Origin of the sequence: Endozoicomonas elysicola, assembly GCF_000710775.1 — a bacterium.
Taxonomy (GTDB): domain Bacteria; phylum Pseudomonadota; class Gammaproteobacteria; order Pseudomonadales; family Endozoicomonadaceae; genus Endozoicomonas; species Endozoicomonas elysicola.
The window spans coordinates 2,539,242-2,565,851 of record NZ_JOJP01000001.1 but is presented as its reverse complement, the minus strand read 5'-3'; the positions used below and the strand labels follow the sequence as shown (position 1 = coordinate 2,565,851).

Annotated in this window: 21 protein-coding genes; 10 read left to right on the top strand and 11 right to left on the bottom strand. The window is 43.6% G+C overall.

Annotated elements, in window-relative coordinates:
- The first annotated feature begins 691 nt into the window (after positions 1–691).
- Entirely contained in the window at positions 692–1,822 is a 1,131-nt protein-coding gene (locus GV64_RS10935) for a hypothetical protein (RefSeq protein ID WP_020582868.1), read from the top strand.
- Between the two features lie 357 nt (positions 1,823–2,179).
- Here GV64_RS10935 and GV64_RS10930 read toward each other — a convergent pair whose 3' ends face one another.
- Together GV64_RS10930 and GV64_RS10925 are read right to left on the bottom strand one after the other, a co-directional pair.
- Complete coding sequence (locus tag GV64_RS10930; RefSeq protein ID WP_020582867.1) at positions 2,180–2,635, bottom strand: GNAT family N-acetyltransferase; 456 nt, start codon at positions 2,633–2,635, stop codon at positions 2,180–2,182.
- Positions 2,636–2,766: 131 nt separating this feature from the next.
- Positions 2,767–3,120, bottom strand: coding sequence for a hypothetical protein (locus GV64_RS10925; RefSeq protein WP_020582866.1), 354 nt, complete (start codon positions 3,118–3,120; stop codon positions 2,767–2,769).
- Positions 3,121–3,652: 532 nt separating this feature from the next.
- On the opposite strand from GV64_RS10925, the gene GV64_RS10920 reads away from it, so the two are divergent.
- Positions 3,653–4,216, top strand: coding sequence for a hypothetical protein (locus tag GV64_RS10920; protein WP_020582865.1), 564 nt, complete (start codon positions 3,653–3,655; stop codon positions 4,214–4,216).
- Between the two features lie 217 nt (positions 4,217–4,433).
- Complete coding sequence (locus tag GV64_RS10915) at positions 4,434–8,168, top strand: ankyrin repeat domain-containing protein (protein WP_020582864.1); 3,735 nt, start codon at positions 4,434–4,436, stop codon at positions 8,166–8,168.
- A 226-nt stretch (positions 8,169–8,394) separates the two neighbouring features.
- Here the strand turns inward: GV64_RS10915 and GV64_RS25265 are convergent, their stop codons facing one another.
- Positions 8,395–8,544, bottom strand: a complete 150-nt coding sequence (locus tag GV64_RS25265; protein WP_236632940.1) for a type 2 periplasmic-binding domain-containing protein — start codon at positions 8,542–8,544, stop codon at positions 8,395–8,397.
- Here GV64_RS25265 and GV64_RS26270 point away from each other — a divergent pair.
- The 3 genes from GV64_RS26270 to GV64_RS10900 all read left to right on the top strand — a co-directional run bounded on the left by GV64_RS26270 (position 8,523) and on the right by GV64_RS10900 (position 12,899).
- The gene (locus GV64_RS26270; protein ID WP_081622137.1) at positions 8,523–8,762 is read left to right on the top strand and encodes an SDR family oxidoreductase; all 240 of its coding nucleotides are present in this window, start codon (positions 8,523–8,525) and stop codon (positions 8,760–8,762) included. The two genes, GV64_RS25265 and GV64_RS26270, sit on opposite strands and share 22 nt — an antisense overlap.
- 518 nt (positions 8,763–9,280) lie before the next feature.
- Complete coding sequence (locus GV64_RS10905; RefSeq protein WP_020582862.1) at positions 9,281–9,955, top strand: hypothetical protein; 675 nt, start codon at positions 9,281–9,283, stop codon at positions 9,953–9,955.
- Positions 9,956–10,112: 157 nt separating this feature from the next.
- A complete protein-coding gene (locus tag GV64_RS10900) occupies positions 10,113–12,899 on the top strand; it encodes a hypothetical protein (RefSeq protein ID WP_020582861.1) in 2,787 nt (928 codons plus the stop codon).
- A gap of 127 nt (positions 12,900–13,026) precedes the next feature.
- Here GV64_RS10900 and GV64_RS10895 read toward each other — a convergent pair whose 3' ends face one another.
- The 7 genes from GV64_RS10895 to GV64_RS10860 all read right to left on the bottom strand — a co-directional run bounded on the left by GV64_RS10895 (position 13,027) and on the right by GV64_RS10860 (position 17,829).
- A complete protein-coding gene (locus GV64_RS10895; protein ID WP_157237020.1) occupies positions 13,027–13,413 on the bottom strand; it encodes a DUF4345 family protein in 387 nt (128 codons plus the stop codon).
- A gap of 123 nt (positions 13,414–13,536) precedes the next feature.
- Positions 13,537–14,367 carry a hypothetical protein gene (locus tag GV64_RS10890; RefSeq protein WP_020582859.1) on the bottom strand — a complete coding sequence of 277 codons (831 nt, stop codon included), beginning with the start codon at positions 14,365–14,367 and terminating at the stop codon, positions 13,537–13,539.
- 385 nt (positions 14,368–14,752) lie between these two features.
- On the bottom strand, positions 14,753–15,112 hold the full coding sequence (locus GV64_RS10885; protein WP_020582857.1) for a VOC family protein: 360 nt from the start codon (positions 15,110–15,112) through the stop codon (positions 14,753–14,755).
- Positions 15,113–15,405: 293 nt separating this feature from the next.
- Positions 15,406–15,975, bottom strand: a complete 570-nt coding sequence (locus tag GV64_RS23765) for a hypothetical protein (protein WP_020582855.1) — start codon at positions 15,973–15,975, stop codon at positions 15,406–15,408.
- 101 nt (positions 15,976–16,076) lie between these two features.
- Positions 16,077–16,574 carry a hypothetical protein gene (locus GV64_RS10870; protein WP_020582854.1) on the bottom strand — a complete coding sequence of 166 codons (498 nt, stop codon included), beginning with the start codon at positions 16,572–16,574 and terminating at the stop codon, positions 16,077–16,079.
- A 189-nt stretch (positions 16,575–16,763) separates the two neighbouring features.
- Positions 16,764–17,072, bottom strand: a complete 309-nt coding sequence (locus tag GV64_RS10865) for a DUF1330 domain-containing protein (protein ID WP_020582853.1) — start codon at positions 17,070–17,072, stop codon at positions 16,764–16,766.
- A gap of 172 nt (positions 17,073–17,244) precedes the next feature.
- Entirely contained in the window at positions 17,245–17,829 is a 585-nt protein-coding gene (locus tag GV64_RS10860) for a rod shape-determining protein (protein WP_020582852.1), read from the bottom strand.
- Positions 17,830–18,465: 636 nt separating this feature from the next.
- Here GV64_RS10860 and GV64_RS10855 point away from each other — a divergent pair.
- The 4 genes from GV64_RS10855 to GV64_RS10840 all read left to right on the top strand — a co-directional run bounded on the left by GV64_RS10855 (position 18,466) and on the right by GV64_RS10840 (position 22,603).
- Positions 18,466–18,918, top strand: coding sequence for a hypothetical protein (locus tag GV64_RS10855; protein ID WP_020582851.1), 453 nt, complete (start codon positions 18,466–18,468; stop codon positions 18,916–18,918).
- Between the two features lie 432 nt (positions 18,919–19,350).
- Positions 19,351–20,748, top strand: coding sequence for a hypothetical protein (locus GV64_RS10850; RefSeq protein WP_152554022.1), 1,398 nt, complete (start codon positions 19,351–19,353; stop codon positions 20,746–20,748).
- Between the two features lie 428 nt (positions 20,749–21,176).
- Positions 21,177–21,953, top strand: a complete 777-nt coding sequence (locus GV64_RS10845) for a queuosine precursor transporter (protein ID WP_020582849.1) — start codon at positions 21,177–21,179, stop codon at positions 21,951–21,953.
- On the top strand, positions 21,950–22,603 hold the full coding sequence (locus tag GV64_RS10840; RefSeq protein ID WP_020582848.1) for an SDR family NAD(P)-dependent oxidoreductase: 654 nt from the start codon (positions 21,950–21,952) through the stop codon (positions 22,601–22,603). The genes GV64_RS10845 and GV64_RS10840 overlap by 4 nt, the downstream gene beginning before the upstream one ends.
- A 189-nt stretch (positions 22,604–22,792) precedes the next feature.
- On the opposite strand, the gene GV64_RS23760 is transcribed toward GV64_RS10840, so the two are convergent.
- The gene (locus GV64_RS23760; protein WP_152554021.1) at positions 22,793–26,578 is read right to left on the bottom strand and encodes a hypothetical protein; all 3,786 of its coding nucleotides are present in this window, start codon (positions 26,576–26,578) and stop codon (positions 22,793–22,795) included.
- Between the last annotated feature and the right edge of the window lie 32 nt (positions 26,579–26,610).

The following is a 26,610-nucleotide window of genomic DNA, read 5'->3' as shown; positions in this document are numbered from 1 at the left end:
TGTAATACCTGACTCAGCTGCAGAAGGCATCAACCGATGCTTAATGACTATATCACATTGCCAGTTCCTACAGGGGAGGAGCCCCTTAAGATTTTAAAGCATCATGGATCCAAACATCCTGACCTTACTTATCCATATATTTTCCACGGACTTTCTGCTGTATCGAGATCGTTAATTTTATTGATGTAAAAACATACCACTTTGAGGTAAAGCTATCCGTTTCTAAATGCGTTTAAATGATTCTGATTTATTCTTTATCCTTGATACTCTTCATGAGCTTGATTTGATATGAGGTGCAATTCAGGGACAAATGTACCGGGAAGCAGTGAATATACGGACCAGAGGCTCGATACCTCAGATAACAAGAAAATCTTCCGTGGATCCACCGTTGATAAAACGGAGCCAACGACCTCCACTCAAAGTTCCGTCCTTGAACAGGTAGAAATGGTGGAAAGTAGCGACAGTACAAAGGAATATCAACAGCTGGAGGCAAGGTGCTTAAAGTCTCCATTCACCATACCGACCACCCGTTATACCCAAACTACCTGCCCTCCCTGAACAGAGTGGAAATGGCCCAGAGAAGGTATCCGGTAAGAGAAGCCCTTCAGCCAGAGCCATTGACATAAGGCGGAAATCAGACCCTCTGCGCAATATCCCGGAGGTACAGGAAAAGAGAGCCGGGCTGGGGAAAATGCCAGAACCCCGTGTTAAGATGAGACTATCTCCAGTGCCTGAGTCGCCTGAATGCAGTTATTCGAGTGAGAGCCGTGTGGGTAGTGAAACGCCTGCTGCCATTAAAAAACTGGGAAAAAGGGCTAAGCCAGATCTGCGGGTCTCAATTCCAGAGTCCCCGATAGCGCTCAAAAGGGCCCGGTTGAATACTTGTCAGCTGAGCCTGGTCAGTCAGGAAATTCGACTCTCTGTCAGAGGTCAGAATACTCGAACCTCAGCGCCTATCCAGTTGTTGGACCTTAGCTCAAGTGGTTATCAATTTCTGCCACCTTCAGGGAGTGGTCATCGGCTTGTCCAGATAATGAACATCCGGGAAGGCGATAACTTTGTTTCCCGTTATGTCATTAAAATCACCAACGCATCCAGCAAACAGCTTATTGAGAGGTATCATGATGACTTGACTCTAATTACGTTTCAGCAGGCATGGACCGATTATGTGGCCTGCAAGTGTTTTGGAAAGAAAGTGAAAGACTGTTTCCCGGAGCAGGTGATTGTCCCTGAAACAAGGATTGTCTGTATGAGCTATCGAGACCTGACTACAATTTATGGCGAAACTCTGTCAAAAAATTCTGGATATCACTTTATATCAAAACATAAAGATACTGCTGATGAGCTGTGTGTTTTTGCGGTCATTCAGGAATATATTGAAATGACCAGCTTTTCAGAAGCTGACAAAGAGAAATACAAAGCGATTATGGATTTCTTTAAAGATCAAATAAAGGATTCAGGCCATGCGAAAATAACCGATGAAAGTGCCAACCTGAAGCTGGATGTTAACACTCAGAAACCGGTATTTTTTGATGTTGAGTTTAACCAGCTCCTGGACATCGATATTCTCCATGAGTTTGCAGAACATGAGCAGAATATCAGTGAGGGAAAACTGGTTAAATGGCCACTGTTCTCAGAGGCTTTTGATCCTGTGCCAGGCCTCATCTATAAGAAGATAGGCCTTCCCAGTAAATGGTCACTAGGAAGCAGCTTTGACAAAATCAGCTTATCGGAGTCCACTACGGATGTTAAGTACACGACCAGTTCGGACGTTGAATCCGGGAGCGACTCGGAAGTTTTTGATCACAAAGCACCCATATAGAAGGCCTTATGGATCAGAGACGCTTTATAAACACTAAAACACCGATCGATTCTTATAGCATTGTTAAATCTGATATTTACTCTCAGGGTAGGCATTAGGGCCTGTTCTCATGGATTAAAGATTGAACCACAGAGATCACAAAGACCAAAAAGAGCTTTTCTTTTCCTTTATGCTCTTTGTGATCTCTGTGGTTAAAAAATCCCCCACTCGGCAGTGACCTTAAACTTATTGATATATTGTCTGGCCTTTTTACCAGTCTTATATGCAGGCATAAAGCCCTCTGTTTAAGTTGGATTTTAATCTCCACTAAAACGAGGGAAGTTCAAATCACTCTTAAATGCTTTGTTAGCAGACAGCCTACAACGCGAGCTTGAACCCTTCATGTGTTGCTTTGAATCCGAGTTTTTCATAAAACCTGATTGCATCAGGACGCTGCTTGTCACTTGTCAATTGAACGATTGTACAGCCTTTGTTTTTTGCCAACTCAATGGCGTGTTCAAACATACTCTCACCTAAACCTTTTCCACGATAATCACTATGGATTCTCACGCCTTCAATAAGACAGCGCCAACTTCCTATGTGTGTAAGGTAAGGAATAAAAGTAATTTGAAGCATTCCAACTAGAGAGTTTTCAAGTTCAACAACAAGCAATTCGTTGTTTGGATCTCGTGCAATAGCTTCGAACGCTTCAAGATATGCGCTATTCAACGGAATAGATGAGTCTTCTCTTTGACTGCCAAGCAGGTCATTTGACAGTAAAGCTACAAGACTTTCCAAGTCTTCAAATTTAGCTGAACGATATTTTAATTCCATTGAGAGTTCCTTTTTACTTCTGACTGCTCACGCCGCGCACAGCGGCTGGGAAAGCTGGCGATTTTTGTGCGAAGGCACAAAAAGTGACAGGTTTGACAGTCCGTTGCTGCGCCTTGTTAAGGGCTGCCCACTTATAGTATTGACGCATAACTTTCGATTACTTTTTCAATACCGTCAGACGCTAACTTTTCTCCCTCGACGGCGTCGTGATAAATCCGATAAAGTGCGCCATTCGGACCTTCTTCCGTTTTTATGTAGTAGTAATCGCCGGAACCTTCCAAGCACATGGCAACAGGAAAGTAGCCTAGCTTTACTGCAACAATACCTGGATAAGCTTCAGTAGCTTCAGATATGCACTGCTGCTCGTTCATAATCTCGAAGTCAGCTCCCATTTCCGAGAGATCTTCATCTTCAGAAAACTCGAAGTCTTCACCAATCAAGCTATTTGTTTCTACGAATTTTTTCCAATACTCTGGAATCATCATTGTCCCTTAACATTGTATTAGACCTAACCTACCCTGATATTAAATATTACAGTCCAATTAACTCAAATAAGTGATATTGGATATTGAGCAACAAATACCTCACCATGCAATACCACCCGGCAGGTTAAATAGCTAACCTTGCAATGCTGGAAAGAACCCGGATATCTTCTGCTTTACGAAAGATTCCCCCCGATTTCATCTTTACCTGAACGCCACGCTGCAGCCCATCCAGACATTTTCAGAAATAGCCGGGAACGTTCTTTGTAGGACATATAGTGTGTAATTTACAAGACAAAAATAGCACCATAGAACTATACAATTTAACTCCGTCTCGTATCCTACCGGAACCTCCACTCAAAAAATATTATTTTTAAGGCATTAATAATATGGCTCACTATTTTTCAGTAAGTTCCTCAAAGATAAAGTTTTATCTTGATCTTCAAAATCGACTATTTTTTAAATTAATATCCCATTCAGTATCTGCCCCCAGCTTTCTTGAACCATCATTTTTTGAAATAATAGAGACTTCTACATGAATAGCCCCACCAGCGCTCATTTTTCTACACTCCCCCTCCCCCCTCCAGCACCTGATGTTGCAAAAAAGATAATTGAAAAAAAATTGGCAAGTTTGATCGATAACAGCCCTTATATAATCACTGCTGATGATACAGTGACAAAAAAAACACTTTCTGAATATAAGCCCTCTCCTGTGGTGGCTATTACCCCTTCCATGCATACATCAACAAGCACCACTGAAATTTCAAAAGATCAGGGAAGCGATCGTCCTCCTGCAGAATTAAAAACATCTGGAAAAACCAGGTTTCCACGCTTAGGCGTATCTTCTCTGCCTGGTCACGAAAATCATGTAGCAAGACTGCATGAGCTAAACACCCTTTTAACCGATTGCGAGGAATTCAACGCTACTCAATGTGTAAGCCAGAGAAAGCGCCCCAAACCTCTATTACAAAGGGGGCTGTCTTACTCTTCCCCGGTATTGAACTTACCTGAAATGAACAATACCAATATAAACAGTCCTCAAATGCAGGAGCTCAACAAATCAATGACCTTCTTACAAACAATAATTGCTGACATTTAACGCTACATCATCAGGTAGACCATGCCGCTACTTGCTTTTCATAGAATCTTTCCAGAAGCGATAAGCTGGGGTGAGGTGGCTCATTTAGACTTCATGCAACATTCAAGACCTTCCCCGAGCTTTTTTCACCATAGATAAAAGCCAAATAAATCCTGTGCAACCAAATAATCATTGGTTGGTCTACTGAAGGAACCGACAATTATTAGGATAATACTCTATGACGAGTCCAGTAAGTCCAGCAGGAACCACTTCCTGGCAGCGAGGGTCTCAGGAAGCGTGCTCCACTGCACCGGCCAAAGGAGGAAAAATACCCACTGTCTTTCAAAAAAAAGCTGAAGGTTGCGATGTTGCGCACCAACTCTCTGCTCAGAGAGGCGATCAGCACCCAAAAACAGACAGCACACAGTATCCCCTGACGAAACGATGGTCAGAGATCGTTCAGCCCCACCAGGCACCAGAACTGGAAAAACAATGTTTAAGCCCAACAGAACAAATTGTCGCAAGGCTAAAGCATGAGTACATCGACTCTGAAACATTCAGAATCTTTGATAACCATTTTTACGAAAGCTTTCCTGACAGCCTTAAAGCTATTTACCTGGATTGCAAAGACGATCTCCAAAAGTGCATCAAAATTGATGAAGATGAGGAAGCTTCTGAGGCAGATCTGGCTCTATTACCTAAGCTCCTGCCTCCACGCATAACGGCAATAACCACGGAAATCATAAGACTATCAAAAGGAATAGGTTCTGAAATACCTGTCTGGCTTGTCCCCACGGTTTTGATACTTGATGAACTCAAGACCTTATTACCTGGAAGTGAACGTATAAAGTATGCACGCCCACTGTATCAGCTGACTTTCGCTATTCGATTTGATGATGAAATACCTGCTGATAAACGGCGGGCGTTATTAATCTATATGCAAGCGCATGGCGAAGAATTGGACTTTCATGCCAATGAGAATCTAATGTTTGAGCACTTGATTACTTCTTTACAGGATAAGGATCAACCTGCCCTTGAAACAGCGTTGACAGCAGAACTGGAAGCCGTTCATATTCACGAGTCACCATTAGAAAATCTCCCCTTAACCTCGGTAACGCAGGAAACAATCTCCGCAGCCCCTGGCAAGATAGCGCCTCCCCCGCCAGAAAACCCGTCAAAACCAGTAAAGGAGCAGACGCCAGCTGCACATTTGGTTACCCGTCATTTTAAGAACGCGACTGCCTCTCCTGAAGACACGGTGGAATCCTCACGGGAGCAGGTGCCCCCTGCACAGGATTCAGCCTCATCACACAAAAAGCGCAGAAAAAAGAAGCGAAAACCACAGGAAGATAAACAGAGTGTCGTGCTCAGAGAAAAAAAGAAGCCTGACGTTGCACAAGCTGCCCCTGTGAAACCCACATCAAAAGTACCTGAAGTACAGCATGGAACATTTGTTAATGATTTAAGAACAGGCAACATAAGCAATGCTATCGAACAACTGAATGCGGGCAACATCAATAAACCCATTGCTGACAATGGCCTGCCACCTGCTTTTTATCTACTTGATCGTGACGTACCCATTGAAACTGATCATTTTGAAGAACTGGTTCGTAGAGGCTGTAACCTGCATCAGTCAGCTACCGTCACTATTAACGAGACCACCCTGAATACCAGCCCTGTATTGTTTGCAATGCACCGGTTGGGTGAATTATCGAAAAGAATGGTATCCGCAACCGAATTGGAAAAGATGATTCTGGAAAAACAAACGGAAACGCTTGAACAGAACATCATGAAATTACTGTACGTTGATAGAGCCGGGATTGACCAGCCCGGTCAATGCATTAGAGGTGGTATCTTTCAAGACAATACCCCGAAGGTCATCACACTCACGCCACTTCAATTTGCGGTAACAAGGCAACTAGTGATTCCACTCAACACACTGAGAACATTCGGAGCCGTATCTAACACACCTCTCATGGCTGGAGAACACCAATACTATCCTGTGCATGTTGCCAGCATGACAATCAGCGACGTTACCCCCTTAATATTTCAGAAGCTCTTAGCCCTCCCGCAAATTTCACCAATAAATGAAACCGACATGGCTCATACCGATCTGACTGTCGTTACCAGGGATGGCTCAACCCCCCTGCATGTTTTAGCAGAAACAATGGTCATGAGGTTAAAAGCGCAGGAAACACAATATGCGAAAGGTGCTAAAGATGGTCAAATAGAGATACGGGGGCTCTATCAGAAACTTAACATGAACCTGCTCAAGGTAACTATGACGCTACGTGAGCATGGCCTCGATTTTGGAAGAAAAAATAACCGTCAGCAAACTGCAGAACAGTACTTCAAAGATCTGGTAGAAAAGTCCATATCCAGCAAGCTACTTAAAGACGATATGCTGAATTGGTCTGTACCCTGTTTCAGTGAACTGATCGCAGAGCCGACACCGCCAGAGAGCCTGTCGGAACCAAAGCCGGAGCACTCAGAAGATTCAGAAAGCATTGCAGCTACCAGCAGTCTGCACATGACTGACGTGTCTAATGACGCTGTTGAACCCTATCGGGAACGTACCCCATCCACACAAGAAGACTCAGCACCTTTACAGAACAAAAACAGAAAAGAGAAGCAGAAAATACCTCAATTTGACATGGACGCCTCGGTAAGCACATTACCCCCAGCTCATCCAACCATTGTCTATACACGCCCCGTTATAACACTCAGCGGAGATTCTAAAGCGCCATTGGTCACTCCTCAAGAACAACCATCATCCACACAAAATGCAGAACTCTCAGGCAAAAAGAAGAGAAAAAAACAGCAGCAAATACATCAACCCAAAAAAGATCAAGATGAAATTGATGCCGCGTTGAGAGCACTACCTCCAGTCAATACAACCGTTGTCTCTACGCAACCCGTTTTAAATCCGCCAGGTGAGAGCCATGGTGATTTTCTGAGATATCTCAGTGTAGGCTGGACAGATAAAGCGATGAGACATCTCACTCGGGAAAATATCAATAAACCAGTAATGTACGAGGGTTTACCCCCCCTTTTCCTTATTTTTAACCACAAAGCATCACTAATGCCACGGCATTTCAAAAGTATGGTCAATAAAAGCTGTGATCTTAATCCTGTCTGCCCTTTAATCATTGATGGGGAGACAGTTAAAACCAGTATTTTGCTGTATTCGATCCATCGGTGTGACGTTTTAGCTTCCGAGACTTTATCAAGCGAAGAGATGGAGAAAAAAACAAAGGCTATGGATGCAAACCTCAAATACGTGGTCGAGGCAGGGGCTGATATCAATATGCCCGCAGAGTTCATTAGAGATAATATATTCCGAGAATACACGGCTCAGAAGGTAATGATGCTTACCCCACTTCAGCTGGCCGTCACAAAGCAAAAACTTCCCTTTGCACGGGACTTTCTGGCAATGAAAGCAAATCCAGATATACCGCTAAACGTCGGAGACCTGACATGCAGTCTGGCTCATATCGCCTGTATGAAAATAGAGTCAGACACACCTGACCTGTTAAAACTTCTGTATGAACACAGTGAATTTAAGACAAACCCAAATAAAGTGACCAGTGATGGCTCAACCGTATTGCATTGCTTAGCGAAAACAGCGGTCATGAAAGTAAAAGCTCTGGAAACGACCCATGCTGAACAGGATAAAAAACAGGTACACGGGCTCCAGCGAAGTGTCATCACCACACTAGAACAACAAGCGCTAAAACAGCTATCTGAGACTATACAGGAGCACGGAAAAGACTTTGGAATAAAAGACAATAACAACCAGACGGCTCTCGAAGTCTTCAGAACCCTCGTAGAACAGGAGATATCTGAAGAGCAGGTTAAACAAGATATGCAAAGGCTTGAGGTTTTTTTCACTCAACCCGCTGTGGAACCGGCTCAACCAGTAGCCCCCCCACTATATTCTCAAGCAGGATCCAAAAAACTCAGGATCAGGTAGAAGGGTGCAAACGGTCAGGCCTTTCATTTTTGAAGCATGCACGATTCGAAGAAACGTGTGTTTATCGGGTGGAGGTTGAAACAACCTCCTTTCCAGCCAGAGTACTTATGCCAATCGCATTTTCTCAATTACCTATTGCGCTGGTTATCTCCAATGCGGGGTGGCTTTTCAACACTTGTTTAAGATAATCAACAAAGCAACGGACCTTGAGCGGCACATAGCGGTTTTATGGGTACATCGCATGGAATGGAATATTATCAGCCTGATAATCACACAGTACCTGGACCAGACTGCCACTTTCCAGATCGTCTTTCATCATCCAGATGGGTAGCTGTGTAATGCCTGCACCTATCAATGCCAGCTGCACATTATACAAACCACAGTTACTTCTCTGGGAACGCTTCACTGACGCGCTGTAAGTCTGTCCATTTTTACTACTTCAGATCAGGGCGTCATCATTCAGCTGGTCGTATGAGGTGTGTTGAGGATATGGCTTCTGTCGCCCTGTTTCTTGCCTCGGATGAGTCCTCATTCATGTACGGATCTAAAGTACAGGCTGATAGAGGCATGAATCAGACCCGTTGGACTCTATAACCACCAGCCGAACTTACCATCAACAACCGTTGTCCACGAAAAAACGATGGGTATTGATATCATTTTTTCTAGGGATATGCACCAGATAAAGTGAACTAGTCTTTGTTCCCGATGAACTGCTTCACATCCTGAAAAACGACTTTATTTAATGGAATGATTCATTTCTTCTTGGGGTAGGATCGATTTCAAAACCGTTAAGATTTCACCCCCATATTCTAACTTAGACTACTTACTATAAATAAAGCTGACCCAAGGTAAGTACTGTGTGGGAATTAGTTCCAGATAGTGACTAGTTACAGTGTAATAAACCTTTGGAGATTATAGAATCGTAGTAAAGCAAATTCATGTGGCCTTATTTAATACTAAAGTGCAATTCCTATTTTTTGTTGTTAATTATAACATAAATCACTTTCTTAAAAATTACTAAAATGGATAAAAGATAATTTCATTAGGGTAACCTGGTTATTGTTTGCGTGCATTTGAAATTTATCTTTTTCTATATCTGAGGAGATAAGCTTATGTTGTCGAACACATCACCATTCAGTAATCGTGTTGACCATGATTTTCATTTGGTTGTTACAAACTATTCAGATTCTGAAGACTCTGAAGATTCTGGTGTAGAGTGGAATAACTATAATTTAAAAACTAAGCATATGCCCAATTTTTTTGGGCATGAAATGGAGTCTGATTTTTTGGGTGCCGACAATACACAAAATGCAAGACTAATAGCCATTAAAATGGATGAATTTGGACTTCCTGTTTTGAATCAAGATAGTGAAGATTATGATCACATAGAAACTTGTTGGAGTGATGGCTATGTACTCTCCTTGGAAGCAGAACCCCTCCATTCAACTACTCGGCAACTGGATATCCGTTTGAAGTATCTACCTCGCTATGTTCCTGGAAAATATACAGTGAATTGCAAGTCGCCAGAAGAACCTGTCGCAATAGATGAACTTGGTACGCCAGTAAAAATCTGTAATTTTAGCCAGATATCAATTTGTGAAAATACCAGTGATCTAGAAAAAGAGCTATCTCTGGCTGAAGTTGATGATTTGATTTGGAGAAATATTCATGATTTTGAAATCGATGTGGTTTCGTTTAAATTCAGGAATATAATGAAGGAGCTTAGCAAAGCTAAGGTAAATGAGATGATGTGGAAAAATATTCATGAACTAGAAAAAGAGAGATAAGAGGTTGAATAAAAGCTATCTCATAAAGGAAAAATAAATTCCTATGCTCCATATATATTTTTCCTTGATGGCTATGTCTAAGGAATGCGGCTCTGAATCTGCTCTAAGCTTTCCTGAACTCTAGGTACCCTTCCCCTTTGAGTCCCCTGAAATCTGGTTGGTCATTTTTATCCCTGAGAAGCAATTTGCCAGTCGTACCGGCAACCGGGTCATCAACGATAGCTACACTGTATATCGATTTGGCGATAAGCAATACCAGAGAGGCAGGGCTATTTTGATAACCAATAATTTAAAACACCTCGGCATCATGGATTACGACCCTGAAGCATTTACAGGGCGTGAAGACTGCAATTTTTTTATTGATCGCAATGGCAGACTCATTACTGCAGTGGATAACGAAGACTGCACACGTCAATGCCAGCCCACTCGCGAAATACTTGAAAAAAACCTGGCCAGAATCAGGCGAACACCTCTATTAGAACGTAGAGTGAGCAGTAACGAGATTCGCTTGAAAGACATAGAACTGCTTACGCGGCTGCTCAATGACCCGCGAGAACAGCAAATGGACAGCATTGATAATGCCTACGCAACCAGGTATTTATCAGAAGATATGCCCTTTGAAATCAGTGAAGCAATGAAAGAAAGAGAACTGACCAATATCGATCAATGGTTCGATATCGAACAGCATTACCTGCTATTAAGGGCAATGGATAAACAAAATGACACTCAGCTAAGTCAGGCACTAATACCATTTATCAAAGCACGAACCCATATTAGCATGGCGCTTGAGGACTCGACGCCTTACAGCGATTTGGATCAAAAATACGCAGACTGTTTAACGTTGCTTTATCGCTTTTCTCCGGGAGAGGGTACTCAATATTTGTTAGAGCTATTTCATTACGCCCATTTACTGGCAAAGCTCCGGGATGCCTGGAAACAAGTCCCTGAAGATGAGTGGAATGCAGCCAGAATATGGACACAAGCCAGTGCTCAACATCAACCCGAACAGATTGAATCATTGGTTTTACCCGATGACAGCCCAGATAAACTCATCGCTTCTCAAACCAGATCAGTAACACCGCTCACGGAGCACAGTGAGCCACTCAGTGATCAGAACAATAAGACTGAAGAGTGTGGTGAGCCAATAAGACGATTATCCTTATCAGAAACACCCGTGCATGAAAAAGCCGCGCCTGAGATGGAAGATACGCAAAACCTGAAGCATCGTGAGCAGCCGGCAAACGAAGTGGAGCTCTGTGAATTTGATCTCCCCTCCCCCCCGGAAAGCCCCATTGAACCTGACCCAGACTTGCCAGTAATAACGCTTAAAGCTGACCCGCAATCAGAAATGCTCCCCCCTTACCGCAAGCCACCACCTTTTGACGAACGACAGACTATGGGGGTCAATATCGTTGAAGAGAGGAAACCAATATATGACCCTGAGCGTTATGCAACACCGGGTGCCACCGTTGCCACTCAACCTTTAAAACTGACAACAAACAAAACCGTAGAGCAGGCAACCGTTGTGACCGGCGGGCCGGCAGCGAGGAAAAAAACAAAAAAATCCCGGGCAACGGTATCATCAGTACAGGTAACCTCAGGCATTCATGACCAGAAAACACTGAGTGCCCGGTTGGTAGCAAACTATCAAATGGCTGATGATGAATACCAGTCACGCAAAGACAAACTATTAGCGCATGTGTCACCATCCCATGCTAAAAATAAACCTGCGGATCCACAGACAGGGAAAGAAGAAGCTTGGAGTGCCGCAAACAGGGGATTCTGGCCCGTTAGCCAATATAGCATTCTCATGCGAATGGCCGTCAGGAATGAGTACAACGAAAGAGATAAACCATTTACTGACTTATACACACGACTATCTGACTTGGGTGCTTTTACGAATGGAATCTCTCCATATTCAACAGTAGTCACCGAGGCAAGTTGTGATGAGCCTTGCTACATTGAACGTACACCCTATTTCGATATGACCCATTATGGAGCAGGTCGAGAGCAAGGAACGGTCTTTTCATTACACCCCGGAACACCCCCGGATAAAGCGATTGAATCCCTGGAGAACAGCCTCATGTTTTGTGATCTTTTCCAGTTTTTTCAATTGCGCACCTATCGAACTTTTTTAGATTATTTCGGGAAAGAAGCCTTTAATCGCTATTTCAGTGTCAAGTGGCCTGATTCGCCCAACAGTGAACTTTCAGGGCTAACGTTATCATCCGCTCTTGGAAAACTGGATAGCTTTATGGCCAACAGACTGTATAAATTTCTAAAGCCACGAACGGGTGGCAGTGTTCAAGTTGGGGACATCATATTCTTTCATGAAAGATACCATAAAGTAGAAACCAAAGGGCTTATTGACAGCCCGCCACCGATTGCCGGCGTGTGCACCCGAAAAGGGAAAGGGGAGATTTATTATACCGTGCCAGGGCACTGTAAGGACTTTAAGCTTCATTTTGAACATCCTGTCACTGAACAGTTTAACGTTTTTTATTTCGATTTTAGTTTACTGAGAGCAGCTAAAACACGTTGCGAAAAACCGGAAGCTATACGCCTTCCCCCACCAAAACAGCCAGTAAGAGAAAAAACGTCACTCGCTCCAAGTGTGCCCAGATATAAAAGAAAAACATCGGATAAACCGGTTCAAAATAATGCACCTGACCTGAAAACAAACGACGGAGGTACAACGCCCCCTGATCCAAAAAAATTGATTATCAGTGAGATGAACCGATTAATGGAAAATCTAAAACAGGAATTAAGGAAAATCAAAAAAGGTGGGGCTTATGATGCTGAGAATTTTAAAGATGCATACTATAAACTCAAAGCTGAGTTGAGTACCTTCCGAACATCCACAGCGCTGGATGAGGATACCAGGAAACAGTGGACGGTAAAGATCATTGCAGCACTTAATGGTGCCAGAAATCACCTTACCTGAGTTACTGATGATAAACTGACCTGGTTGGGTAAAGAGTACAAAGGGTACTCAGGAGCCAGGTCTTTCATTTTGAGTTCATGCAAGATTCGGGACCTGAGCCCAAATGTCCAGAACCAACTGGAAGCATTTATCCGGCGCTGGGCTGTATAGCAAGCAGTAACACCCCACCGGCTACTTCCATTACAAACAGTATCTTTAGAATTCCGGATGGAAAACCATGGCGAATGGCTGCGATAAACCGACCCAACGGTTGTGATAACAAAAATATGGCAACAAGATTGCCTAAGACCGCATCATGGATTCGTACCAGTGCCAGAGCACATAAAAGCGCCTGGGCAAGAAAGACACCTACATAAATGGCATGGAATTCACTGAATGAATTGGCCGACTCCAGCTTATAGCCCAGGACGGATGCCAGAGACTCTGGCCTGAGTCCCCCCCATACGCTGAAGATAACAAAAATACCAAGTGTAGCGGCCAGTAGAATTTGTCGCAGTGTATCGTCGTAAATCAAAACATGTTCCTTATGTTTGCTGTTATCCATTCTGCAAGAGCGGGTGGTCAGAATGTATATTGCAGTGCCGACATCGGGTTCACCAACACGGGACGCCTTATGGGCCCCGTGTTAAGTGCAATATCATTTTTCCTCAGACTCTGTTACGTGATTATCTATATTTTCTTTTGTACATGACTGATTAGCATCATTACAAATAGCGGTCACAATATCACAACTTTTATTCTCTTTAGAAAATTCACTGTCGGTCATACAGCTGGCAGAAAATATACAGGGCTGAAGCTCACCAGTGGATAAGCATGCGTTTAGCATACCCAGCATATCCTTGTTTGATTCCAGACGTGAACGAAGGCTTTCTTCAATATACTGGGCATGGAAAAGAGCCATTTCCGTTTTATAGTTTTCGTATTGACCCAGGAATTTTCTTTTGTCATCTCCACATAACTCAGACCACTTTTTATCAAAGTCACCTTTATTATCAGACAGTAAGTAGCTTGAGGTTAGAGAAAGCGTTCTTTTCACTTCTCCCTCATCATTAACCAGCCAGAACTCACCACCTATATCTTTTGACTGGTTATCGATGGCCATCATGGCATAGAACTTTCTCGGCGCACCATAAGCCCCCATCCCATTTTTTGCGGAATAAAAACCACACATCTTTGCAGTGACAATATCATCGTGAGGATTCGATAACTTTATCCCAATGTCGCTGTATACACCTTTCTCTTCAAAAACCACATATGAAAATTTTACATCATCTGGAAATTTGAACACTTGCCGGATGGGGTACTCCATGATTGTCCTGAGTTCAGTCTCCTTTTTTGAATTCGCGGTCTCAACCTCAACGGATTCAATGGCTTTGCCGTCTACAGGTGCATCTTTACCATTTTGATATAGAAAGAAAGCGATACACGCCAGCAGAAAAATTTTAATGACATCAAGAAAGTACTTCATACTACACCTCTTTTTTCAGCTGTAGATACTTACATTTCAACGATTCAGGCCAGACATTACATGTTGAATTTAACGTCTTCTGCTGCGGACCGAATAACCAGCAGGCTTTTTGTATCCACTGTCAGAGCAGTTAAACTTTGCAAACTTTCCGGTAAACACAGATACCCTGATATCACATCAAGCTGATAAGCACACACTGAAAGACAACGAATAACACAGTGGCAATAATGGCTAATGGTGAGCCAATCTGGCCCAGTGAGATGACAATATAACCCATTAGTATTGAGGTCAGAAAAGTGATAACAAAAGCTGCTCAAAGTAACGGGGTAACGCCGGGGGGAAACGGCGCGAAACCCGGTAAAAACCGGAACAGTTGGAATGGTCGTCAACCCTTTGTATGAGCAGGTACAGCAAGCTCAACCTTACGGCCATCAGGGTCTTCAACGACATAGACTATTGAGTCATGGAAGTTATGCTGTGATTCAATGGGTATACCGAGATTACTTAAGGCATCGGGCAATATAGCATCTTCACAAACTGTCAGGCCTATCCTGCTGTTATCTTCATACGCTTCTGAACTTGCCGGGTATAGCTCAAATACGGTATCAGAGAGCATTGCGGCATAATGCTCTGGCCCTCCCCCATGTCTCTCTTTCTCAAATATCAGGCCTAGAAATGAGTAGAATCTCTTCGTAACCTCAATATCTTTACATCTCAACACCAGCAAATGTAGAGCTTCTATCATACTGCCTCTCCAGGGGGGCTTCACTCATAACATCGGCTGAGTACCGCTACAGGCGACACCCAGTGTAAGGCCCTAATCCCGGAACAGGTCCGGGGATTAAACTATCTTACAAGTAAATCGGTTGATGTTGATTGTCGTAATTTCTTCCTGATCATAACCATAATACTTGAATGAAATGACAGCACCCTGCTCAACTAACGCCCTTAAATTCGAGTTCATCACTTCTTCAATCAGGGATTGTCGTACCTCAGCTTCAAAACTAACAACATCTATTTCATCAGCCTCAAATTCAATCAGTTCATATTGATAAACCACATGGTACCGGAAGCCGTCACTTGAACGAGCCTTGACTCTTCATCTATATCAATAGGGACTTGCTTATTAAAATAGGCTGCATAAGCCTCAATGGTGGCTATCAAATTAGCCTGATCAGGACAATTTGATAGTTGGGGCGAAGCGGTATGTTCTTCTAAAATACGTAACTCGCCTGAGTCATTTTTATACACAACCATGCAATACCCTTCATCGTTATAACATTTAGATAAAGAGTATCTATTTGCGGTAATTCTAGCCTTATTCTCAGAGAGCTTTATCTCAACGTCAGAAAATACACTTCTATCGTTTGCCTTTTTTCCAGCTTCCCAACTGGAAAGAGCAAGCGCTTTAAACTGGTCACTACTGAATGACATACTTCTGGTTGAGCCATCAGCCATGATTCTTGAAGTAGAAATAACCGCATTTTCATCGTATAAGTCCAAGACGGATTTATCGTAACGGTCACTTAACATTTGATAAGTTGCAAAAAAGGCTTCAAATTGTGTTTTCTGAACAATTCTCTCTTGAATTGATGATACTTTATCCATTCTCTTACTACCCCCCTACTTCTTGCTGAATTTGTCGCACAGATATTGACTCAAAATAATTCGCAGCTGAGGAAAAAATTTAAGCGCCTTCTTATGGTGACTTATGTTTCACATGATTGGTACACGGAAAATTTATCTGCAACGGGTTTCTTACTTATTTTATTCACTCTATATAGCACTGCTTCACAGTAGTCTAAAATTGAGCCGATCCTGCCTCTTAAAACAATATGATAGTTAGAGGCACTTTCTGGAGTAAATGTAGCTATAATCGTGCATTGCCTTAACTCGGCAACCGACTGAAAGAGTAAGGATAGCTCTTTACCATTTTCAACAAAAACGCCATTTTCATTATATTCAGATACCAGGGGGTTTAACTTATCCAAAACCATAAATTTTGTGTCATTTCCTGATGAGTCCCCCTTACAGTTTCTTTTGTTATTGGTCGCGTAAATAAACGTTGACGACCCTAATAGTGGTGCTGACAATGCCCTTTCAACGGTTATTTTTGAGGAATTTTCATCATCTGACTGCTCAAAATCCTTCATAACAGAGCAACCTGAAAGAAAAATGACAATAAATAATAGATTTATTTTTTTCATTGCTATCGTCCTTGCAACCTCGAACTGCCCTTTATTTCATCAGGATCAGCATCATGTAATCGAATACTATATTCGATGATACATCACGATGATCTTTACTGAGTGGAATTGGAGACCGGGCTACAGCCCTGCCCCTGATTTCTGTCTGTCGCATCACTCCATACTGGTTTACGACAAACCACGCAGAGTTTAGCCTTCATCGCCCGTCATTTGATGTTCAACAATAATGCTGTCCGAGCTGAAATACGGGTTCCCTTTTTCTAAAAGCGCCTGGTGCTCACCTGAATAATAATAACCTTCCGCTTTTTCGAGGCTTGGAAACTCCAAAATCACAAACTTACCATCCGGAAGCGTACCTTGCAGCTTGTTGACCTTCTCAGACACCACTAATGCCTTACCGCCGTATTTCTGAATAAGTGGGTGTGCCAAAGAGAGATACTCCCGGTTATAGGCATCTAGATCATGAACCCTTACAAAGGCCACCATTAAAGCTGACATATTGCTCCCCTTATTATTTTATACCCAGTGTCTCATGTTCCGGGAACGACCTTTAAGCCCCCCAGGGTAGATGATACTTACAGAGGGCTCTGTGCGGTTACCGTGGTTATCAGGTGTGCCGCAGGGATGCTCACTGGAAGTAACCATACCCGGAATAAGCCGGAGACCTGTTTCAGCTGCCTGCCATTAAATAGGCAGTGGTCAATATCACAATGCTTAAGAAAACCATTGACCGGACTGCACTCGACTTTTTCGGTAATGAGACATCGGGTACATTTTCGACTGCTCTTTCTTGAATGGCATCAAAGTTGACCTGATCGCCCATCAGCTCGGCGCCGGTATATACTGTAACTTTTCTAGCGCCAGAGCCTAAAGCCAGCTCCGTCAGTGCCCGTTTTTCAATCATGGTTAACCCACCTTCAATGTTCTCCATAGGGTGCATGATGACGACCGGTGACGGGGCGAAAGAACGCGTACTGAGAAGACGCTGAAAAGCGTGTTGTAAAACCAGGGTGGCGACAGGAAAGTTTGAAATGATGGTTCTTGGGTGTAAAAACGGATTAATGGTTTGAGAGGTTCCACATTCCGTACTGATGGTATCCTGCCCTATTGAGGTAATTATTGTATGCCCTTTTTTATCGTTACCAAGACCGACTTCAGAGGACGTTTCAAATATTTGTCCCGTCTTTACATCGGAGACTTTGATTCGATGTTGCCAGATTTGAACATACAGGGTAGGTGAAAACGTATTGATCATTTGTTTTATTACTTTACATCCATATTCGTGGGGTTAAGCGGGGTTTAGGATCAGGTCTTTTTTTGAGTCCATGCAGAATTCAAGGCCTGAGCCGAGGCTATAGTATTGTATACCATAAAGCCACCGTTTTAGTTGGATTTACGTGTCCACTAAAACGGGGGAAGGTCACCGGTGGAATTTCTGAGACTGTGAATAGAACTGTGTTTCTGTCTTTCTTTAAGCCCTACGAGGTCACGGGGTCAGGCCTTTCATTGTGAATACATACACGATTCAAGACCTGACCCCAGCTTTTCATTCAAGATTTATAACCGGAGTCGATTGCATTTGAGCCTTAATTATCAGTCACCGGTAGAATATGAGGCAGCATCATTGCTGTAGAGTGGTGTCTATTTTATCGGGGGAAAATCAGTACGAACTCCGTTCACAATTTAATATAACTAACTAAGGGTACCTTTAAGATTTCTAATCTATGAATTTCAATTTATACAAGGATCAGGACCTGCTCTGATTTTTATTAAATACACCCAGCACCTGATCAGACTATCCATATCATAGATCAAAAAATGAAACTTTATTAATCGGTTCTAATCCAAGAAAAGAAACAAATCAACCATTACTTAACAAGGCGCAGTAAAAATGGCAACACCCACCGCTTCATATCAACCATCTATCACACAACAGACCAGTCAATCCCCCCCCCAATCTGATGAGGCAGAGCAAGGAACCTGCGTACCAACGTCGTCATCCTTTGTTTTCCAGCACGGGCTGACCACAGCAACCGGTCAAAGTAATTACCTTCCTCAAAACGACTTTGAAAATGACGACCTGTACTCCGGTTTTTTCGATTTGGATATTGCTCAAGCTGATCCGACTCATTCTCTTCGTCACACAGCAATGAAGCCACCCGGGAGCGGTGCCGTTGTTGAAGCAGGAAAAATTACCATCACACCAGATAATTGTGTCTGGCAATACATAACACGAGTGGAGGTCGCAATTAAGGCCGGGAATCATGATGAGATGCAGAGCTGGTTTACAGCCCTAGTCAAAGAGCTCAATGATATTGAAGAGGAATATGAAAACGAGAATTAAGATACTACCGAGATAGAATTCCCTGAGAATGTCATTAAAGCCTTTCACCAGTTATTTGAACACATTACAGAATTTGAACTGCAGGAAATAGTAAAACAACTAAAGCAGGAGGCAAAAGAAGAGAAAAATTTCCGAAGCTATGACCGCTTATTTGCGGAATTCGAACGAAAAGTTTATAGCAGGATTCATGAATTACCCGATCGGTGGCAATCGTATCTGACTGAATTCACAGACAGTGCTCCGGACAAGAGGCTCATCCATGAGCGGGACATTGATGAAATATGTACATTCCTGACAGAATACCCGAAACCAAACCAAGAGCCCCTAGGTGACCAGGAGTTCCGGAGAGCATTGGTAAAAACCAGCACATTCGATGCTCAAGCATCATACAGCCATACTCAACTTGCTCATTTTTACAAGTGTGCTGAGAGAGTGATAAGAACCCTGGGGACACAGAAATCACTTTCTCTGCCTGAAGGATATACAACAGAACAGGTTTCAGCCCAGGTTAAAGCATTTTCGGTGATTGTTGACCGATATGAGGCTTCTTCAAAGGTCTACTCCAGGCTTCAAGATGCAAGCCATAGAGTGGGCATGATGATCGTTGAAGCATTCCTCGAGCTCAGAGGCAGACCAAAGTGCGAATCCTCTTTACTCCGGCAATATTTGGCTCGTCCTGAAAAGGCTTCTGAGGCATTGCATGCAGCACTTACAGAGCTCAAAACAACGCCATACTGGAGAACAAGTTGCTCGATTGAGTTTAAACAGAGCATAGAAACAGCGCTGGTTAAACCGGACAAACTTCAGGAGCTCAAGGCACAAATAGACTCTATTGCCCAACAAGAGCTGGAAGATACCCTGAAGAAAGCGAAAACTTGGGAAGAAGACAATCTTCATTTCCTTGTACAGAATACTCTCGGCGAACGTATGGTCTCAAGTTCGGTGATAAGGCGTGTCATCACCCTTCTGGCCAATATTCCTTTTCAATGCTTTGCAATGAATAATCACCTTTTTGGTACGAGCATCAGCCTAATACAACAGAATCCTGACAATCATTTTGACGTTCGTGACAGAGACCTGTTTAAGCTCGTTCAGACTATTGAGGCTGAACAAGGCTTATCCTCTGTTACCATGAGATTCAATCCCAAAAACTCAAGAGCTCAACTGGTCTTATGTGGGCATGATAACTTTGAAAAAGCACTGGACATCTGGATCATCAACCCTGATGGGAGGCCTTTTCCTCCGTCACCACTCAACGGGGTACAGGTCATTTTAGGCCCTGAAGCGACCATTCCTCTGGCAATTGAAGAAGGTAAAAAAAGCCAAACGGTTTCATATAATTTCTGCACCGGTTTTACAAGAACAGCCTATCAGGATGCTAAGAAGCTACGCTCATTACACATCCAGTCCGTTGATTACTCAGCAAGAAAAGCAATAACAGACAGAACCATTAACCAGACAATGCACCAAGCCCCCCAGAAAATGAGAGATCGCTTTGTATCTCTTGGTGGAACACCTATGCTATTGGCTCCCCCCCTTAATCAGGCTCAGCAGAATCCCAGACCAACAGGAACTGAACCCTCCAATCGAACGCCAGGGCAACCGTCTTTAAGCTCTCATCCTCAGTATTCAGCCCAAACCTCAACTGCGTCGCCTAAAAAACTTGATGTCAGGCCTAAAAACACCCAGGCTAACCAGGTGCTAATGGCGTCAGCTGCTAGCAGTAATGCCACACCGCCGAACGCTGAGAGCAAAACATCTGGGGAAGGAAGAAAATCCAAAGTATTCAGTCTTTTCTCAGGGCTAAAAGCTTTCGGGAGACGAAAATAACCTCATAAGTATCCGGCCATATGGAATCGAATATTTCTGGAGCATCGGGCAATTGCCGAGAGCGGCCGTCCAATGGTCAGAAAATATGATTTCATAGGGTTGGATGCTTAGTCATAACCAGTAAGTAAATCATTTAAATACCTGTGAAACGACATAAACCCGCTGAGCAGGACAGAAAGGCAATGCCCTGAAGGACATACAGGTGAAGTAATGAGTCTTCGCCATAACTATGGCGAGGAGTTTTGACGCAGAGTTCCTATTCAGTTCGACAGCATAGCAGGGACTTAGAAACAGCAGTCATAATAACGGCCTCCCGTATCCATGTCCGGCTTCTTATTTTTCACGAACACAGGATTAAAGGGCTGAGCTCAGTATTTCAAGTGAGCGGGTAAAGCCAATGGTGAGACAACACCAAAGGCCGCAGGTATATGTTGGTATTGAAAAAAGCCCTCAAACATCCGTTAATCGCTACCCGCAGCACCATAAAAAACCGTTTAGATCAGAGAGTACACTTGAACGAATTATTATTGATTGGCCAGCTTTTCTTATTTTATGGCATGGTCATTTTAACTTACCGGCTCTTCGGTAAAGTAGGACTATTGTGTTATACCGTGCTGGCCATCGTGGCCGCCAATATCGAAGTACTGGTGCAAATCAATGCCTTCGGTATGGAGATGACCCTGGGGAATATCATGTTTGCCACGACCTTCCTGGTGACCGATATTCTCAGCGAAGTGGGTGGTAAGAAATGGTCCGACTATGCGGTGAACGTGGGGATTTTCACTTCAGCCCTGTTTATTGCCATTTCTCAGAGCTGGCTGTATTTCGTCCCCAATGAGCTGGATTTTGCCATGCCGTCTATTCAGGCGATTTTCAGCAATACACCCCGCTTGATGATGACCGGACTGGTGGTTTATGCCATCGCACAACGCTTTGATGTGTGGCTGTACCACAAAATCTGGCACTGGACAGGGTTTACTGAGAAATACCTGTGGCTGCGAAACAATGCGTCCACCATGATTTCACAGTTATTAAATGCAGTTCTGTTCACCTTTGGCGCATTTTATGGGACGTTCCCGGTGGCGGACCTGCTCAGCATCATCATCACCAGCTATGGTATCTTCGTGGTGACAAGCCTGTGCGATACACCTGCCGTGTACCTGTGCAGAAAAATCAAGGTCAGAGAGATATGGGAGCGTACATGAAAGCAGTCATCACTGGAGCCAGTGCCGGTATTGGTCTGGCCGTTTGTCAGCGCTTTCTGGAAGATGAGCGCATCACGGTGGTAGGTATCGATGTGAACCCAAGCAAACTTGGCAACGCACGCTATAGCCATGTACTGGCTGATGTTGCCAACCCTGACTCGCTCCCCGCCATAGAGGGCGTGACTCATCTCATCAACAATGCCGGGGTACAAAACACCGCGCAGGATATCGCCATCAATTTAGGCGGGGTGATGAACTGCACCAAATTGTACGGGTTGCAGCCAGAGATTCAGTCGATTGTGAATGTGGCCTCGGCCAGTGCTCATTCGGGTGCCGAATTTCCTGAGTATGTTGCCTCTAAAGGCGGCGTCGTCGCTTACACCAAATGGACAGCACTGCAGATAGCCCAATACGGCGCCACCTGTAACAGTATTTCCCCCGGGGGTGTTCTCACCGAGCTGAACAAGCCCGTTATGGACGACCCTGAAAAATGGCAGGCCATTATGAATGAAACGCTGCTGCCTAAATGGGCCAGTTCAGAAGAAATTGCGGAATGGGTTTACTTTATGGCCATCGTCAATCGCAGCATGACCGCACAGGATATCCTGGTGGATAACGGAGAGATGGCTAAATCCAACTTTGTCTGGTAACAGTCACAAACGGGTGCAGCCTCTATATGACCCCAGGTATTCCCGGATGAGGTGGTGAAGAGAGTAAGGTTTGCTGTGTTTTTGGGGAGTTTGATGGGGTTGGTGTCAGGTGGTGCAAAATGGAAGGCATGACACTGGTTTTCAAGATCACTGTTTTATACTTTTGTTTTAAGCTCTGTTAACAGGCTGTTAATCAACGACAGTAATCACTTGGCTGAGGTCTTTGTATTTTGAGTGATCATCAGGATTGAGAAAACGCATCGTATAAGGGTATGTACCCGGCTTAACACTGGCATCGACAGATAAAGTGATATAGGTATGGGGAGAGGCTGAATACATGCTGGGGTTTGATGAATATTGACGTTTAACACCGTTATCACTCCAGGTAATGCCTGCAGGCAGGCCAATAAGCGTATACTCCCAGGGCTTATTAAACTGAGCGCCGTAACCAATATCAGTAAGTTTCGCCCGATATTTTGTGGTGAATGATGTACCGCTTAAAACATTGCAATCCCATCTCCTGTTGCAGCGAGATGCCTTGGGCAAAGGAGGATTTCGAACCGGCTGAGGCTTATGTAGATTCACACGAAAATGGATGGTTTTGGCACTTGAGTCAACGTCAAGAATGTTTATATTGAGCCCTAAAGGTTCGAAGTCGAAACTTTCGGTAATACTGACATCACGTTGATCAACAAAATCAATAGCTCTTGTCTCGGGTGTCGCATCCAAGAGTTGATTGTCTTTATAGATAAGCAACCCATGGGTTACCTTGTCAAAAGCCTCATTATATAAGCCGTAGTCAAGCTCGGTTGGCTGCCTGAATTCCAGCCAGATATCAAAGCCTGAAAATGCCTGATAATCAATTTTTACCGCTTTTTTGCCATTAACGTCACTGTTCAAATGATGAAGCGTCACTTCATGGTGACCTGAGCCGGGTGCCAAAGTGACAATATCATCATCAGTGAGCCAGTTGATCCGGTGTTTATCATGTGCATTCAGGCTATTGCCAAAAAATCGTGCTGAAGACAGTGCGTCGAACATATTGTAGGCACCACTTGAACACTTTCCGAGTAAAACGTCATCGCAGTATTCAGTAACACTGTGGTGTGCCAGTTTTTTTGTATGGAGAAATTCATGGAATATAACACCTTCAAACTCTTTGAGGTTTTCTCCAGCTGGATTGGTATAACAAAGTTCCGGTTTTCTGTAATTTTGTTGTTTGTAAAAGCAATGATTTTCAAGGCTGTTCGGTTTCAGGAATACGTCTATTGTTGATTTATCTGTATAAGTCGTACCATCAATAACAACATCGTGTTTATTTGGATCAGCTGTCCCTCTGGGTGAAACATTACCCTCTGTGTCATCCCAGACAGTGAGAACATAATCGTAGTTATCGAGATTTAATGCCCCCATTTGTTTTGCCTGAACAACGGGCGCTAAATCCGTCCAGCGTCGCGACCTTAAGGCGGTATTCCACGCTTCGCTGTCAATATCAAGCCAGCCGAACTTTTCAACCTTTCCAAATCCTTCCCTGTTATAGCTATTGCTTCTGATCAGGCTGTCTACCTGGAGAGTAACCCGTTCTTGAAGTGTATTGCTATCAAATCGTGGCGATTTCATTTGATCTTTTAAATATACAACAGCAACATTATGGGGGACTGCAACGGAGTTTTGTGGAATCTCCGAAGTACTGGTCAGAGGCGCACGTTTGGTAACGGATAAAACGGTACTGTCAGAATTTAACGTTGACAGGCTTGCAGTCACTGGATTCGTCGTTGTTGAACTTGAGATTTTTCGGGGTCTGGACGTTGGCCTGTTTGTCTTCTCCTCTTGACGAGCTGGCCTGGCTTTACGCGTGACCACTTCCACTTCAATCCAGGCATTTGCCGTATCCTCAGTACCCCCCACTCGGTTGGGTCTGATTCTAAATCCTCCCCACTTGTCGGTGTAAATCTCCCCAATGGTCAACGCTGAGTCAGCGTAATCATTTTCTTTCCAGTATGGTGATGATGGTTTTCCTGATTCAGGCGTCATATCCAGCAAATAAGAAGTGGTTCTCCAATACTCAGGCTCCGTTTCATGTTCAGCGTAACCCTCAAGATTAATAAGAACCCCCTGCTTTGCATTCTCTGAATAGGGTTCCGTTGTTCGATACTCCAGCCAGTAGGTATACTTTCCGTTACCCGATTGTAAACGTAATCCAATAGGGCCATTGGATTTGTCTGCATGATCAAAGGCATAGATACGATACCTACCTGAAGTGGAGGCCATCGGTACGTCAGTGTCTAAATCTACCCACCCAAAAAAACTTTTGTACAGCAAATTCATTTCACCAAGCCTGTTACGCCCGTGAGCCTTCCCCATCAAACTGTATACGTTGCCATATTCCTGGAAGTATTGATTACGTTTTTCAACACAGTCGCTGCTCTGTGTTTTCAGTTTATGACAGTTGTACCATCTATCATTATCCGGCATATCTTTAATAACTTCAGTGCCAGCCTCAAGCGCTTTAGCATGCCTGAGCCCCATGGCATGAGAAACTTCATGAGCAATAACTTCGGCGCTATTGTGTTTATCATATATATGCATATATGAACGGCCACCGCTTGAGTTGTAATCTTTCACGGGAGGTGACACCAGCAGAACGAGATTGTTTCTGCCGGGTTTACCAGGGTTAACGCCTGTTTTTTTTACTACTTCAGAACACCGGTTTATCCATTCAGTCCACGTTCCATTATTGTATTTTTCGATCGACTCACCGAGATTCACTTCTACCATTTCCCAGGACACATCAAAGTTATCGTAGGATTGACGTTTGTAATATTCTTTTACACTCTGGAGATCCTCTTCCAGATTTGGCCAGTCGAGCTGGGCATCAGAAAAATTGAGTTTATAAACCAGCAGATGTGCGGACTTGTATGGATACCCGTTGGTGCGCACATGAGTTTCATGAGTAAACCCTCTCCTAACAGGAAGCCGGCATGCATCTGTATTAAAATCAACAGCCAGTGATGCTTTGTCTTTATGACCTTTAACGGCAATCGTAGTCCAGTGTTGCTCCGGTTTTTCAAGAACAACACATTCCGTATTATTTGGATGACTGGAAGCAGGTTCTGCAGAAAGGTCGGGCCATTGGCCACTGCCGACAAACACACTTAAATCTCCACGACCATGACCAGTACTGATAGCAATGCTTTTCTGTTTGTCAGATTCACCAATGTAAAAATAACTAAGATCATCACCGTCCGGTATGCAAACGGGTTCTCCTTCAACCAGTTCGGTGGTTCTGCCACTGGATGGGCCCTGGGTTAAACAGATATCCGGTAAAACCGGCGTTGGAGCGCTATCAGGTTTGGTAATGACATGACTAAAACCAGAGTCAGAAATGAACCGATAAGAAAGCGTTAAATTCTCAGGCTGGGAAAGGGATGTTCCATTATTGCGAATAGATGCCGCGTCTGCTCCTCTTTGTGTAACCAGGTATTTTAATCCGGCATCTACTGCCAATACTGCGGTCATGTATTTACCGAAGCGCCATAGTTTGCCGCCTGTTTTATTTTGTGTGGCATGATGGTCATCTTGTTTTACGTCATCAATTAACGGGTACTCCGTTTTTTCTCTATCATTTAAAATGTCAACCAGGTGATCAACCAGATCCTCAAAATATTGAAACTCATTAATCTCCAGTCTTTGTAAGTACTCTTTTGTTTTTTCCAAGTGTTCAGGTGATACTTTAATCACGCTTTCCAGATAATAATCAATCTCGTCCCATACCGCCTCTATATCTAATGTTTTTCCTAAGTCGGTAATAGTAATTTCATGTGTCCGGGTGAATTCTTCAGCTCCGCGGGATGAACTTTCCGTTGGCAATCCAGTAATAGATCTTGAGTCAAGGGTTGAATCTACCAGGGTAGATTGAGGTTGGTATTGTTGTGAGGTTTTGACGCTTGCTCCTATGGATTCAGAGTATTTCACTTCTCTACTAGAAGAAAATAAGTCCGGATTTA

Coding starts and splice junctions, on each gene's coding strand:
- GV64_RS26270 (WP_081622137.1), top strand. CDS start 8,523: ATGCCAGCTGCACATTATACAAACCACAGTTACTTCTCTGGGAACGCT.
- GV64_RS10930 (WP_020582867.1), bottom strand. CDS start 2,635: ATGGAATTAAAATATCGTTCAGCTAAATTTGAAGACTTGGAAAGTCTT.
- GV64_RS10860 (WP_020582852.1), bottom strand. CDS start 17,829: ATGATCAATACGTTTTCACCTACCCTGTATGTTCAAATCTGGCAACAT.
- GV64_RS10840 (WP_020582848.1), top strand. CDS start 21,950: ATGAAAGCAGTCATCACTGGAGCCAGTGCCGGTATTGGTCTGGCCGTT.
- GV64_RS10855 (WP_020582851.1), top strand. CDS start 18,466: ATGGCAACACCCACCGCTTCATATCAACCATCTATCACACAACAGACC.
- GV64_RS23765 (WP_020582855.1), bottom strand. CDS start 15,975: ATGGATAAAGTATCATCAATTCAAGAGAGAATTGTTCAGAAAACACAA.
- GV64_RS10865 (WP_020582853.1), bottom strand. CDS start 17,072: ATGTCAGCTTTAATGGTGGCCTTTGTAAGGGTTCATGATCTAGATGCC.
- GV64_RS10915 (WP_020582864.1), top strand. CDS start 4,434: ATGACGAGTCCAGTAAGTCCAGCAGGAACCACTTCCTGGCAGCGAGGG.
- GV64_RS10885 (WP_020582857.1), bottom strand. CDS start 15,112: ATGATAGAAGCTCTACATTTGCTGGTGTTGAGATGTAAAGATATTGAG.
- GV64_RS10935 (WP_020582868.1), top strand. CDS start 692: ATGCCAGAACCCCGTGTTAAGATGAGACTATCTCCAGTGCCTGAGTCG.
- GV64_RS10890 (WP_020582859.1), bottom strand. CDS start 14,367: ATGAAGTACTTTCTTGATGTCATTAAAATTTTTCTGCTGGCGTGTATC.
- GV64_RS10870 (WP_020582854.1), bottom strand. CDS start 16,574: ATGAAAAAAATAAATCTATTATTTATTGTCATTTTTCTTTCAGGTTGC.
- GV64_RS10925 (WP_020582866.1), bottom strand. CDS start 3,120: ATGATGATTCCAGAGTATTGGAAAAAATTCGTAGAAACAAATAGCTTG.
- GV64_RS10905 (WP_020582862.1), top strand. CDS start 9,281: ATGTTGTCGAACACATCACCATTCAGTAATCGTGTTGACCATGATTTT.
- GV64_RS10845 (WP_020582849.1), top strand. CDS start 21,177: ATGTTGGTATTGAAAAAAGCCCTCAAACATCCGTTAATCGCTACCCGC.
- GV64_RS10920 (WP_020582865.1), top strand. CDS start 3,653: ATGAATAGCCCCACCAGCGCTCATTTTTCTACACTCCCCCTCCCCCCT.